Annotated in this window: 8 protein-coding genes; 1 reads left to right on the top strand and 7 read right to left on the bottom strand. The window is 65.6% G+C overall.

The features are described from left to right. From ACP150_RS21505 to katG, 4 genes are all read right to left on the bottom strand, one after another. A complete protein-coding gene (locus tag ACP150_RS21505; protein ID WP_424968779.1) occupies positions 1-786 on the bottom strand; it encodes a 3-methyl-2-oxobutanoate hydroxymethyltransferase in 786 nt (261 codons plus the stop codon). A 54-nt stretch (positions 787-840) separates the two neighbouring features. Then, on the bottom strand, positions 841-2,082 hold the full coding sequence (locus tag ACP150_RS21500; protein WP_424968778.1) for an NAD(P)/FAD-dependent oxidoreductase: 1,242 nt from the start codon (positions 2,080-2,082) through the stop codon (positions 841-843). A gap of 78 nt (positions 2,083-2,160) precedes the next feature. Beyond that, positions 2,161-3,315 carry a TRAP transporter substrate-binding protein gene (locus tag ACP150_RS21495; protein ID WP_424968777.1) on the bottom strand — a complete coding sequence of 385 codons (1,155 nt, stop codon included), beginning with the start codon at positions 3,313-3,315 and terminating at the stop codon, positions 2,161-2,163. 1,115 nt (positions 3,316-4,430) lie between these two features. Beyond that, the gene (katG, locus tag ACP150_RS21490) at positions 4,431-6,608 is read right to left on the bottom strand and encodes a catalase/peroxidase HPI (RefSeq protein WP_424968775.1); all 2,178 of its coding nucleotides are present in this window, start codon (positions 6,606-6,608) and stop codon (positions 4,431-4,433) included. 107 nt (positions 6,609-6,715) lie between these two features. Here katG and ACP150_RS21485 point away from each other — a divergent pair, with 107 nt between their 5' ends. Then, a complete protein-coding gene (locus tag ACP150_RS21485) occupies positions 6,716-7,657 on the top strand; it encodes a hydrogen peroxide-inducible genes activator (RefSeq protein WP_424968774.1) in 942 nt (313 codons plus the stop codon). Here the strand turns inward: ACP150_RS21485 and ACP150_RS21480 are convergent. The 3 genes from ACP150_RS21480 to ACP150_RS21470 are packed head-to-tail and all read right to left on the bottom strand — an operon-like array spanning position 7,654 to position 13,449. After that, a complete protein-coding gene (locus ACP150_RS21480; protein ID WP_424968773.1) occupies positions 7,654-8,580 on the bottom strand; it encodes a phosphotransferase in 927 nt (308 codons plus the stop codon). The genes ACP150_RS21485 and ACP150_RS21480 overlap by 4 nt on opposite strands. 14 nt (positions 8,581-8,594) lie before the next feature. Then, the gene (locus ACP150_RS21475; RefSeq protein WP_424968772.1) at positions 8,595-11,012 is read right to left on the bottom strand and encodes a GcvT family protein; all 2,418 of its coding nucleotides are present in this window, start codon (positions 11,010-11,012) and stop codon (positions 8,595-8,597) included. 4 nt (positions 11,013-11,016) lie between these two features. Then, on the bottom strand, positions 11,017-13,449 hold the full coding sequence (locus tag ACP150_RS21470; protein WP_424968771.1) for a GcvT family protein: 2,433 nt from the start codon (positions 13,447-13,449) through the stop codon (positions 11,017-11,019). Positions 13,450-13,456: the final 7 nt, after the last annotated feature.

Raw genomic sequence — 13,456 nt, 5'->3', positions numbered from 1 at the left:
CTACGCGAGCTGCGCCATCAGCTTGGCGTACTCTTCGTCCGAGATCCGCACCAGATGGCCCGGCCCCGGAAACGCGCCGGACTGCACATCCTGTGCGAACTCCTGATAGGCGGCGATGCGCTCCTGCTGGAGCCGGTCATACTCCGCCTTGAAATCGCGATAGACCTTGGCGTGGCGCGGCACGCGCGGGCCAGCCTCGCCGAGGATATCGCTCGAAAAGAGATACTGGATGTCGCAACCTGTGCCCGCGCCCATGGAAATCGTGACCAGCGACGAGCGCCGCGCGATCTCATCCGCCACGCGGTCCGGCACCACCTCAAGCTCGACGGCGAAGGCCCCCGCATTCTCCAGATCCTTGATCTGCTGGAACAGCGTCAGGGCCTGATCGGCCGTCTTGCCCACAGCGCGGAACCCGCCTGTCCAACTGGCCTTGGGGGGCACCAGCCCCAGATGCCCGCAGACCGCGATGCCCTGTTTGGCCATCGCCTCGACGAACTCAAGGCTCTGGGCCGTGTAGATGATGTCCGCCCCGCATTCGAGCGCGTCAAAGGCCGCGCGCAGGCATTGATCGGCCGAGACATACTGCCCGTATTTCAGACCGAACCGATACATCGTGTTCGGCGCTGCCGCCGGGAACGTCCGCGTCTGGGGCAGGAAGGGCCCACATAGCATATCGATCCCGGCGGCCTCTGCCGCCTCGGCCTGTTCGGCCGAGGAGACGTGCACCATGGTGAGTTGAGGGGCCGAGCCCCGGTTTTTCAGCTCCAGCAGCGTCTGCTTTGCCATGGCGATGATCCCTGATCTGTTAAGTCTTCGGTCGAACCGCGACGCCGTGCGCGCTCAGGCCCGCAGCGCCGCCATCACTGTCTTTTTCAACGGCTGCTCCGGATCCGTCAGGCTGTCGGCGTCCACGGGGCATCCCGCCTTGAGCAGTTTGCGCATCAAGAGCATGTCTTTTTTCGCATTCACCCCGATCGCGCCTGTCACCTGCCGACCGTCCGTCTGGATCAGCAGAAGAGACCCCTCCGCCATGCGGTCGCGAGACATGGCGCCGTCCCAGTGCGCCGGGGTGCCGGCAATCTGCAGGTTGAGATCCCCCTGATCAGACCAGAACCAGGGCGGTTCGGTTTCGGGTGCCGGGCCTCCCATGAGGGCCGCGGCGACCCGTGTCGCCTGCTGCTCGGCATTCTGCCAGCTTTCCACCGGCCGGGTGGCGCGCGCCCTGTGGCAGGCCACATCACCGATGGCAAAAATCGCCGGATCCGAGGTCTGGCACTGGTCGTCAACAAGAATGCCGTGCGCGGTCTCAAGACCCGCCTGTTCGGCCAGTCCGGTTTCCGGCGCGATCCCGATACCGACCACCACGAGATCTGCCGGGAGTCTCTGGCCATCCGTCAGAACGACAGTGTTCACTGCGGTCTCTCCGATCAGGGCCTGCACCCCGCATCCCAACATCACTGTCGTGCCGCGCGCCTCATGGACCGCCGCCACGCGCGCGCCGATCTCTTGTGGCACGGCGCGGCCCATCAGCCGCTCGGTTGCCTCCACAACCGTTACTTCGCAGCCCAGAGCGCGCGCGCTGGCCGCCACTTCGAGCCCGATGAACCCGCCACCAATCACCACCAGCCGCCGGGCGGTGTCGAGCCGGGCGCGGAGCGCTACTGCATCCGCCATCGTCTTGAGGGACAGCACATTGTCCAGATCTGCCCCCGGCACGGGCAAGTCGCGAAGCCGCCCGCCCGTTGCGATTATGAGCCGGGAATAGGGCAGCGTCTCGCCATCCAGCAGGAAGACCTTGCGCGCGTCCCGATCGATCCGCGTGACCAGTTGGCCCAGGCGCAAGGTGACCCGGTTCTCCGCGTACCATGCAAGGTCCTGCAAATAGGTGTCGGCTTCGGATCCCGACTGCAGCAGAACCGATTTCGACAAGGGCGGGCGCTCATAGGGCGCGACGTCTTCCTTGCCGACCAGAGTGATCCCACCCGCGAACCCGTGAGCGCGCAGTCGCTCTGCCGCGCGCCCCCCGGCGTGACCGGCGCCGATGATCACGACGCTGTCCTGCTCGGTCAAAGGGGCCATCATGACCATGGCATTCTTGCGATCTCACGGATCTGGAAACGGGAGCCACAAACCGCGCGGGTCCTGCAGCTCCCGACGCGCTCAAACGTCGTGGACAACGTATTTCCCACGGGTGTTCGCCGCCTCGTTGAGTGTTTCGAAATTCGCGATGGATCCTGCGAGCTCGATCTTGAACGGGTCCCAATCCGGCAACTGATGTCCGCCCCGGGCGACCCATTCGCCCATCTCGTCATCATTGGGCACGTAGAACTGCACCCCCGCCTGACTGAGGTCCCACATGGAAAAGGCGCGCGCCGCCGGCACCTTGGACAGGTTCTGATGCGCGGTCACTTCCGAGGCAAAGAGGATCCCCTCCTGCACGTCACCGGGCAGTGCGTTGAACCAGTCGAGATTGCAGGAATAGACCTGCGTGTTCGGCACGGTCTGGGCAAAGGTGACCCAGGACAGGATCGCGTCAAAGCCAAAGATCTGCAGCCCCTGCACCGAGGGGTCCAGCGCATCGGCCACGCCTTGCGTGATCGCGCTCGGGGTTTCACCCCAGGCAATCGGCGTCGGGTTCGCGCCGAGCAGACGGTAGAGCTGCGACAGGATCTCGGAGCCCGGGATCCGCATCTTGACCCCGGCAAGATCATCCGGCGTCCGGATCGGCTGGTCAAAGCCTCGGCGCAGCGCAATCGTGCGCGGATCGATGGTGACATACCACAGGGCCTTGAAGCCGCGCGCCTCGATGCTGGGATTGACCAGATCGGCCCATTGCTGCGAGTTCACCAGATTGACCGCCTGCTGGTTCTTGCCGCACCAGTAGGGAATGTTGACCAGATCGACGATCGGCGCGAAGGGCGCGAAATTGGCGAGCGAGTGCTGCGCAGCCTGGATCGTGTTGGACTGCACGCTCTGGGCAAGGGAGCTGCCCACGCCGAGCTCACCACCCGGGGCCAGCCGAACATAGACCTTGCCGTTGGTCATGTTCTGGATGTTTTCCTTGAAATCGAGCTGCATCAGCGGAACGCTCCGCGACGCGCCCAGGACATAGGGCGTGGCCACAATCATCGTATGCTCGGCGGCGGCTTTGCGTTCACGCTCTTCCGAGACCGATTGGGCCAGCGCCGCGCTCGACATATATGCCCCGGACGCGGTTGCCACCGCTGCGGCGGTGAACCCGTATCTGCTGACGAGCCGTAAGAACGCCCGGCGGTCCATACCGGCAGGCGGGTCGTGCGGAATTGATGATGTCATTGCTTCTCCTCCCAAGGCAGGCGATCAAATCCGATCGTTCAATCCGGCGCTTGACTGTGCCAGCTCCCTGCCTGCCGATCAGCATTCCACCACCGGACAACGCACTCAAAACCAAATGACTGCTCGACGGATTAACAAATTTGATCTGTCGGCGGGCGCGTGACGATGGTCGGGCCGGGTTTGTGACAGGCCAATCCGAGCGTCCCGCTGGGTGAGTGTCAGGCACGAAAACCTTCGGCAGGCCGTCGTGGTGAGACCCTATGGCTTGACCAGATTTGCCTTTGGAATGCCGGATCTCACGCCTTCGCGGCCGCAGCGTGCGCGCGTGGAACGGGGCGTCTGCTCTGGGTGCGATCTTGGTCGCGGCCCCGCCAGCCAGTCGTCTTTGGAGACACCAGCGTCAGGTGTCGGAGCGCCACGCCAGACATACTGATCCTTGGCGGCCCGCCATGTCGACGCCTTCGATGTACCTACGCCATCTTGGGTCTAGGCCATTTACAGATCCGAAAGAGTTGCCTGCGGTTTCAACCAGAGCAGGCCCCACCGGAATCGCCAGGTCTCCTATATGATCCTCGTATTATCCATGACTGCGGACCCTCGCGCCAGAAAATCTGAGGGCAGGTTTAGCCCGCATTGCGGACCTCTCAGTTCCTTGAGGTTATGCGGCTGCAGCGAATGACTGGGCTCCGGCGGGCCACACCGCAGCGACGAACAAGGTGGCCGAACGGTAGCTTTGGGCGATCTAGCCCTTGGTTGAGAAACAGTACCTACCTGCGCGGTCAAAGTTGGCGATACCGATCATTTGAAAGATGCCACTCAAACACCACCGCCCGCCCAGTATAGGGCATTCTTATTGTAAAAATCGTCAATTCCTGCACCGCCCATGCCCTATCGGCGGCTGTGCCACGGGCAAGTTGAGGCGGGCAAACAAGGCTTCGGGAACAAAAAGCCCAGAATGTGCGCCGCCCATGCCCTATCGGCGGCTGCGGCATCACCGGTCTCGCACAGGTCGTCGCAGGACTACCGCTTCCGACAAAAGAAAACGCCGCGCCTTGTGGCGCGACGCTGTGTGATCGAGGGTCCGGGCGGGGTCCCCCTGCCCGGGTCCGTTTGGATCAGGCGACCAGATCGAACCGGTCGGCTTCCATGACCTTCGTCCAGGCCGCGACGAAATCCTTCACGAATTTCTCGCGGTTGTCGTCCTGGGCGTAGACCTCGGCATAGCTGCGCAGCACGGAGTTCGACCCGAAGACCAGATCGGCGCTGGTGGCCGTCCACTTCACCGCACCGGAGGCGCGGTCGCGGATCTCGTAGGTGCCATCGTCGAGCGGGTGCCAGCTGTTGGACATATCCGTCAGGTTGACGAAGAAATCCGAGGTCAGCGCGCCGACCGTGTCGGTGAAGACACCATGGGCGCTGCCGCCGTGATTGGCACCCATGACCCGCAGGCCAGCGAGCAGGACCGACATCTCGGCCGCGGTCAGCCCCATGAGCTGCGCCCGGTCGAGCATCATCTCCTCGGCGGAGACCGCATAGGCCTCTTTCTGCCAGTTGCGGAACCCGTCGGCCACCGGCTCCAGCACGTCGAAGCTCTCGGCATCGGTCTGGGCGTCATCGGCATCGCCGCGACCCGGGGTGAAGGGCACGTCGACCGCGTGGCCGCCCGCCTTGATGGCCTGTTCCAGACCCACGACCCCGCCAAGCACGATCACATCGGCGATGGAGGCACCGGTTTCGGCGGCGATGGGCTCCAGAATGCCGAGCACCTTGGCCAGACGCTGGGGCTCGTTGCCGGCCCAGTCCTTCTGCGGAGCCAGACGGATGCGCGCGCCATTGGCCCCGCCCCGCTTGTCGGACCCGCGGAAGGTGCGGGCACTGTCCCAGGCCGTGGTGATCAGATCCGTGGCCGACAGGCCGCTCTCGGCGATCTTGGCTTTCACGGCGGCCACGTCATAGCCGGTGTTGCCGGCCGGGATCGGATCCTGCCAGATCAGGTCCTCGGCGGGGACATCGGGGCCGTAATAGTTCGCGCGCGGCCCCATATCGCGGTGGGTCAGCTTGAACCAGGCGCGGGCAAAGGTGTCCTTGAAATACTCCGGATCGGCCTGGAAGCGCTGGCAGATCGCGTTGTAGATCGGGTCCACTTTCATGGCCATGTCCGCATCGGTCATCATCGGCATCTTGGGGGTCGAGCCGTCGCCCGCATCCACCGGCTTCTCACTGTCGGGCATGTCCACCGGGGCCCATTGCCATGCGCCTGCGGGGGATTTCACCAGCTCCCATTCATAGCCGAACAGGTAGTCGAAATAGCCCATGTCGAACTGCGTCGGATGCTTGGTCCAAGCGCCTTCGATCCCCGAGGTGAAGGCGTCAGAGGCCGAGCCGGTCTGGTTCGGGTTGCTCCAGCCGAAGCCCTGGGTCTCGTAGCCAGCCGCTTCGGGCTCGACGCCGATATCGTCACCGACCGTGGCACCATGGGCCTTGCCCACCGTGTGACCGCCGCAGGTCAGGGCCGCGGTTTCCTCGTCATTCATCGCCATCCGGGCAAAGGTCTCGCGCACATGCATCGCGGTGCGGGCCGGGTCCGGCTGGCCGTTCACGCCCTCGGGGTTCACATAGATCAGGCCCATATGCACCGCCGCGAGCGGGTTCTCGAGGGTCGAGGCATTCTCCAGATCGCCATAGCGGTTCTCGGACGGGGCGAGCCATTCGCTCTCGGAGCCCCAGTAGACGTCCTTTTCCGGACCCCAGAGATCCTCGCGGCCAAAGCCGAAGCCGAAGGGTTTCAGACCCATGGATTCATAGGCCATGTTGCCCGACAGGATGATCAGATCGGCCCAGGACAGGGCGTTGCCGTATTTCTTCTTCACCGGCCAGAGCAGGCGGCGGGCCTTGTCGAGGCTCGCATTGTCCGGCCAGGAATTCAGCGGGGCAAAGCGGATATTGCCGCCCCCCGCGCCGCCACGGCCATCCTGCATCCGGTAGGACCCGGCCGAGTGCCAGGCCAGACGGATCATCAGGCCACCGTAATGGCCCCAATCGGCCGGCCACCAGTCCTGGCTTTCGGTCAGCAGCGCTTTGACATCCGCTTTCACCGCCTCGAAATCGAGGCCCTTGACCGCCTCGCGGTGGTCATAATCGGCGTCCATCGGATTGGTCCGCGCGCCGTGCTGGTGCAGGATGTCGAGGTTGAGCGCATTCGGCCACCACTTGGTCACCGGCTTGTCCATGGAGGTGTTGCCACCGTGGTTCACGGGGCAACCACCCATCCCGTGCATGCTGTTTCCGTCCATCGTCTGATCTCCTCGCAGCTAGAAGGATTCTAAATCCACCTCCGGCATACACGGGCAATTTCATAACTACCAATTGGATATTCTTTGGCTTGTGATAAGTTGAGGTTATGATCAACGTGACACTCAAGCAATTCAGGTACTTCGACGCCCTCGCCCGGTTCGGACATTTCGGACGGGCCGCCGAGGCCTGCGCGATCTCGCAACCAGCCCTTTCGGCCCAGATCAAGGAGCTTGAGGCGATGCTCGGCGCGCCCCTGGTCGAGCGAACCGCGCGCAAGATCCATCTGACCACGCTGGGCGAGGATTTCCTGCAACGGGCCCGCAAGATCCTCGCGGATGTGGAAGAGATGTCCGAGCTCGCCCGCTCCGCCGAGGGGCCACTGAAAGGCGCGCTGCGCATCGGGGTGATCCCGACCATTGCGCCCTATCTGCTGCCGACGATCATCAAGCGGCTCAGCGGCCACCTGCCCGATCTCGACCTGCTGCCGCGGGAATCCATCACCCAGTCGCTGATTGCGGACCTGCTCGAATCGCGGCTGGATTTCGTGGTGGCCGCCCTGCCGATCTCGGAACCCGCCTTGCGGGAATTCGCCCTGTTCGACGAGGAATTCGTGCTCGTGCGCCCGATCAAGGACGCGCAGAAACCCGTCCCGAGCCCCAGCAAATTGCAGGAGATGAAGCTCCTCTTGCTGGAAGAGGGCCATTGCTTCCGCGATCAGGCCCTGTCCTTTTGCGAGATGCGCCCCTCGGATCCCAGCCTCGTCATGGAGGGCTCGTCGCTCGCCACGCTGGTGCAGATGGTCGATGCGGGGCTCGGGGTGACGGTGATCCCGGAAATGGCCGTGCCGCTGGAAACCAAGGCCGCCGGGCTCGACGTGGCGCGGTTCGCCCGCAACCAGCCCAAGCGCACCATCGGCATGGTCTGGCGCAAGACCAGCCCGCTCAGCAAACAGTTCATGGAGATCGGCGCGGTCATCCGGCAGGCCAGCCAAACCCGCCAGATCCCAGAGGCCAGCCCCGACCGCCCCCTGCCCCGCGCGCCGCGCTAGCCGGCGCGCACCGCCGTCACATGGCCCGCAAAGGCGGGATCCTGCATCAGGGTCTGGCACCGGGCGAACCGGCCCGTGGCATAGGCCCAGAAATCCTCGGCCGGGTTCTCATCGGCGAGCTGGATCAGCCCCCAGAGGGTCCAGAGCAGGTCACACATCGCCTTGTAGATCACCATCCGACCCTGTTCGGCGGCGCTGGGGGCGCGGCCGAAATAGGCGGCCATCATCTCGGCATCCTGGGCCGCATCCATCCCGGCCTCCACCGACAGATCCCCCAGATCCCAGAGCGGGTCATTCATGCCCGAATATTCCCAGTCGACGATCCACATCACCGTGCCATCATCGAGGAAATTCTCGCAAAGCGGGTCGCAATGGCAGGGCGCCAGCGGCAGGTTCGCCGCGTCCAGCGCCGCGCGCACCGGTTGGGCGGCGGCGACCACATCGTGATAGCCCTCGGGCAGGGCGACCTCCTTTGTCGAGAGGATCTTGAGGTAATCGTCGATCATCGCAAAAAGCTCGAACCGGAACTCGAAGACCTCGCCCGACCCGTGCAGCTTGGCCAGCGCCGCCCCCGCCCGGGCCGGGGATCCAGCGCGCGTGCGGAACAACTCCGGTGTCATGGTCTCGATATCCGGCACGGTTTCCGAGATCATCAAACCGCTCGCGGGATCCGCATGGATCACCTGCGCCGAGACCCCGGCCCGGGCCGCCGCGCGGGCGTTGTGGGCCTCGACCGCGCGGTCGATATAGGCCTCGGTCCCCTCGCCGGGGATGCGCACGATCACCGAGCGCGCGCCCATATCCACCCGATGAACCAGATTGGTCAGCCCGCCGAGCCGGGTGATGCTGTCCACCGCGCCAAGCGTCTCGAAGCCCGGCGCGCTGCGCAGCGCCGCCAGCACCTGTTCCTTGTGGTCCGTCATCGCGCGCCCCTCCTCTATCCTTTCAGCCTCGCATTGCCGGGATCATAGACCGGTCCCGGCACCTGTGTGATCCCGTGCCGGTCGCCGAACACCTCGAGCCCGAAATCGGTCTCGTCCCAATGGGCCCGGTCGAGATAGCCACGCAGGATCGTCTTTTGCACCGTATGGCCGAACCCGACCGAGGTGGCGAGGGACACGACCGTGTCGCCCAGCAGGATCGCCTCCCCCCCGGTCAGCGGCAGGTCGGCCTCGGTCACGAAGGTGCAGAGCCTGCGCGCCGGACCGTCGCGCTTCTGCGCCTCCAGGGCGGCGCGGCCGTTGAACGCGCCCTTGGACTTGAGATGCACGCGAAACCCGACCCCGGCCTCGATCGGCGTGTAATCGGGGGTCACATCCCCGGACCAGTAGATATAGCCCTTCTCCATGCGCAGGCTCTCGATCGCGCGATAGCCCACATTGACGATCCCCGCCCCCTGCCCCGCCTGCCAGAGCCGGTCATAGACATGGGCGGCAAACTCCGTCGGGATATGCAGTTCATAGCCCAGCTCGCCCACATAGCCGATCCGCGCCGCCAGCACCGGGGCCGCGCCGAGGATGATCTCGCGCGACGTGGCAAAGCTCAGGGCGGCATCGCTCACATCGCTTTCCGAGGCGGCGGCCAGCACCGCGCGCGCCTGCGGCCCGACAAGGTTGATCACCGCCTTGGCTGAGGTCACCTCGATCAGGTGTACCGAGCCATCCCCGGGCATGTGCCGCCGGATCCAGTCGCTGTCATGCACGCCAAAGCCCGAGCCGGTGACCATGTAGAACCGGTCCTCGGCCAGCCGGATGAAGGTCACATCCGCCTCGGTCCCGCCCGCGGTGTTGCACATCTGGGTGTAGATGACCGCGCCCACCGGCTTGTCCATGTTGGACACGCACAGCGTCTGGAGCAGGTCCAGCGCCCCGGGCCCGAGGATCTCGAATTTCGCGAACGAGGACTGGTCGATCAGCGCCACGCGGTCGCGCACGGCGCGGTGTTCCTCGGCGGCAAAGGGTTTCCAGCCGGGGCTCAGGAAGTCGAGCTGATCCACCGGCGGCACACCTTCGGGGGCGAACCAGAGCGGGCGCTCCCAGCCGTTTTTCGAGCCGTAAACCGCCCCCGCCGCCTTCAGCCGCGCATAGAGCGGCGACAGCCGCAGCTGCCGGGCGCTCTCATGTTCCTGCCCGGGATAGCGCATCTTGTAATGGTGGGCGTAATGCTCCACCGCGCGGGGATACATGAAGGCGCGGGTGCCGTGATGGGGCCCGAAGCGGCGCACATCCAGCGGCCAGAGGTCGAGCGATGGCGCGCCCTCCACGACCCATTCCGCGATCATCTCGCCCGCCCCGCCGCCCGCGGCGATCCCGTAGAGGAACCCCGTGGCCAGCATCAGGTTGTCGATCCCCGGCTGCCAGCCCATGACGAAATCCCCGTCGGCGGAATAGGGGATCGGACCGTTGATCACTTGCCGGATGCCGACCTCGTTGACCACTGGCGTGACCTGCCCGGCAAGCTCGGCGAGGGGCAGGAACCGGTCGAGGTTCTCGGGCAGAAGCTGGCGCACGAAGGCGCCGGGGATCTCCGGGTCGCCGAAGGGCAAGGTGCCCTCCTCATAGCCGCCGATCACCAGCCGCCCGCCCACATCGGGCTTGTAATAGACCAGCCGTTCGGGGTCGCGCAGGGTCGGGTAGTGGCCGATCTCCTGCCCGGTGGATTCGGTGACGATATACTGGTGCTCCACCGCGCAGGCGGGCACGCGCAGGCCCAGCTTCGCGCCAAGCTCGCGGCTCCACATGCCGGTGGCGAGGATCACGGTCTCGGCCTCGTAAGACCCCGCCGTGGTCTCGACCCCGGTGATCCGCCCGCCCCGCAGGGTGAAATCGGTCACCTCGACCCCCTGCCGGATCTCGGCCCCCTGACGCCGCGCCGCCCCCGCAACCGCCTGACACAGAGAGGCCGGATCCACATAGCCATCGGACGGGATATAGGCCGCGCCTTCGAGCCCGCGTTCGTCGATCAGCGGAAAGAGCTCCTTGGCCTCGCCCGGGCTCAGGATCGCCATCTCCAGCCCGAAGCTGCGCGCCATGGTGGCCAGCCGCTTGGCCTCCAGCATCCGGTCGCGGGTCGCGGCCAGCCGCAGGGAGCCGGTCTTCTTCCAGTCGAACTGCAGCCCCTCTTCGTTCTGCAGCCGGTCATACATCTCGACCGATTTGCGCAGCATCCGCGTCGTGTTGCGCGACGAGCGCAGCTGCCCGACCAGACCGGCGGCATGCCATGTGGCCCCCTCGGTAAGGCTGGCGCGTTCCAGCAGGACCACATCCGTCTCGCCCCGGCGCGTCAGGTGATAGGCAATCGAGCAGCCGATGATGCCGCCGCCGATGATCAGGTGCCGGGCGGAATGGGTCGCCATCGCCCTAGCCCCGCACCCGGTCCATGCCCGGATCATAGAGCGGGCTGAGCGTCACCTGCGCGGGCACGCGCTCGGTCGCGACCTCCAGTTCGTAATCCCCGCTCAGCACGTAATCCCGGTCGATCGGCTCGGTGGCGCGGACATAGCCCATGCCGATGGACTGGCCCAGCGTATGGCCATAGCCCCCCGAGGACAGCCAGCCGCAGCGCGTGCCATTGCGATAGATGGTCTCGCGCCCGGACAGGATCGTGTCGCCCGAGGCGGTGAAGGTCGCGAGGATCTTCTTCACGCCCGCTTCGCGCTGCGCAGCCACGGCCTCGCGGCCCTTGAAGGGGATGTTGGACTTCATCTTGACCGCCCAGCCGAGCCCGGCCTCGTCCGGGGTGTGATCCGGGCCGATATCCGAGGCCCAGGCCCGGTAGCCCTTTTCCAGCCGCAAGGTCTCGATCGCGCGGTACCCGGCATTGCGCAGACCGTGCGTGGCCCCCGCCGCATGCAGGGCGTCATAGACCGTCAGGGCGTATTCCGTGGGCAGGTGCAGCTCCCAGCCGAGCTCGCCCACATAGGTGATCCGCAGGGCCAGCACCGGACAGCCCGCGATGCCGATCCGGCGCGCCGTGGCAAAGGGCTGTGCTGCGTCCGAGACATCCGCCGTGGTGACCGCCGACAGGATATCGCGGGCCCGGGGCCCGAACAGGGCCAGCACCGCATTCGACGAGGTCACATCCACCAGCTGCGCGTTCAGCCCGGCGGGGATATTCCGGCGGATCCAGTCGAAATCATGGGTGGCAAAGCCGGTGCCGGTGACGATGTAATAGCTGTCATGGCCCGTGCGCACGCAGGTCAGATCGCATTCGATCCCGCCCCGATCGTTGAGCATCTGGGTATAGATGATCGCCCCCACGGGCTTGTCCACGCGGTTCGCGGCGATCCATTGCAGGGCCTCTTCCGCATCGGGCCCCTGCAGGATGAACTTGGCAAAGGAGCTCTGGTCAAAAAGCACCGCCGCCTCGCGCGCGGCCTTGTGATCGCGGCCCACCGGGGCGTGCCAGTTGGGCTGGTCAAAGGTGTAGATGTCCCGCGCCTCTTCGCCCGGGGCGGCGAACCAGTTCGGACGCTCCCAGCCAAGCTTCTCGCCGAACACCGCGCCCGAGGCCTTGAGCCGGTCATAGAGCGGCGAGCGGCGACAGGGGCGGCCGCTTTCATGCTCTTCCGAGGGCCAGGCCATGGTGTAATGCTTGCCGTAGGCCTCCAATGTGCGGGTCCGGACCCAGTCCGTATCCGTATGCGGACGCCCGAAACGGCGGATATCCACGGGCCACATGTCATAGGGCGGCGCGCCCTTGGCGACCCATTCGGCCAGCGCCATGCCCGCGCCACCGCCCGCCGCGATGCCAAAGGCGTTGAACCCGGCCCCGACAAAGACATTGGCCATCTCCGGCGCCTCGCCAAGGATGAAATTGCCGTCCGGGGTAAAGCTCTCGGGGCCATTGATCAGCTGCTTGACGCCGACCTCCTCCAGCTTCGGCACCCGGGGCAGGGCCAGCTCCACGAGTTGCTCGAAATGGTCGAAATTCGACTCCAGAAGCTGGAAATCGAACGGGTCGGGAATGCCGCTCTTGGCCCAGGGGATGCCATTGGGCTCATAGCCACCCATGACCAGCCCGCCGACCTCTTCCTTGTAATAGGTCAGCCGGTCCGGATCGCGCAGGGTCGGCAGGTCCGAGGGCACGCCAAAGGCCTCGGTCAGCATGTATTGATGCTCCACCGAGACGAGCGGCACGGTCACGCCGATGGTCCGGGCGAGGTCCCGGGTCCATTGCCCGCAGCACAGCACCAGCTTTTCGCAGGCGATGTCCCCTGCTGCGGTGCGCACGCCCACCATCTTGCCGCGCTCGGTCAGGATCTCGGTCACGGGGGTGTTCTCGTGGATCACCGCGCCCTTGGCCCGCGCGCCCTTGGCCAGGGCCTGGGTGATGTCCGAAGGGCTGGCCTGCCCGTCCGTGGGCAGGAAGGCCGCGCCGACAATGTCCGAGATATCCATCAGCGGCCACAGGTCCTGCGCCTCCTGCGGGGTCAGCAGCTGCATGTCGAGGCCAAAGGAATGGGCGGTGGTGGCCTGCCGCTTGACCTCGGTCCAGCGCTCCTGATTGCAGGCCAGCCGCAACCCGCCATTCATCTTCCAGCCCGTGGCGAGCCCGGTCTCGGCCTCCAGCCGGTTATAGAGGTCAATGGAATAGCCCAGAAGCTGGGTGATATTGGCATTCGAGCGCAGCTGCCCGACCAGCCCCGCCGCATGCCATGTGGACCCTGATGTCAGCGCCGCCTTTTCCAGCAGCACGACCTCCTCGCCCATCTGGGCCAGATGATACGCCGTCGAGCAGCCGATGATACCGCCCCCGATGATGAGGGTCTTGGCCGAGGAAGGAAGCGTCATGGCGGGT

Origin of the sequence: Dinoroseobacter sp. S375, assembly GCF_049800775.1 — a bacterium.
Classification (GTDB): Bacteria; Pseudomonadota; Alphaproteobacteria; order Rhodobacterales; family Rhodobacteraceae; genus Dinoroseobacter.
This window is presented reverse-complemented; position numbering and strand designations above follow the sequence as displayed.

Bases quoted from the DNA above. Each gene is read 5' to 3' on its own strand.
- ACP150_RS21505 (WP_424968779.1), bottom strand. From the start codon at position 786: ATGGCAAAGCAGACGCTGCTGGAGCTGAAAAACCGGGGCTCGGCCCCT.
- ACP150_RS21500 (WP_424968778.1), bottom strand. From the start codon at position 2,082: ATGATGGCCCCTTTGACCGAGCAGGACAGCGTCGTGATCATCGGCGCC.
- ACP150_RS21495 (WP_424968777.1), bottom strand. From the start codon at position 3,315: ATGACATCATCAATTCCGCACGACCCGCCTGCCGGTATGGACCGCCGG.
- katG (WP_424968775.1), bottom strand. From the start codon at position 6,608: ATGGACGGAAACAGCATGCACGGGATGGGTGGTTGCCCCGTGAACCAC.
- ACP150_RS21485 (WP_424968774.1), top strand. From the start codon at position 6,716: ATGATCAACGTGACACTCAAGCAATTCAGGTACTTCGACGCCCTCGCC.
- ACP150_RS21480 (WP_424968773.1), bottom strand. From the start codon at position 8,580: ATGACGGACCACAAGGAACAGGTGCTGGCGGCGCTGCGCAGCGCGCCG.
- ACP150_RS21475 (WP_424968772.1), bottom strand. From the start codon at position 11,012: ATGGCGACCCATTCCGCCCGGCACCTGATCATCGGCGGCGGCATCATC.
- ACP150_RS21470 (WP_424968771.1), bottom strand. From the start codon at position 13,449: ATGACGCTTCCTTCCTCGGCCAAGACCCTCATCATCGGGGGCGGTATC.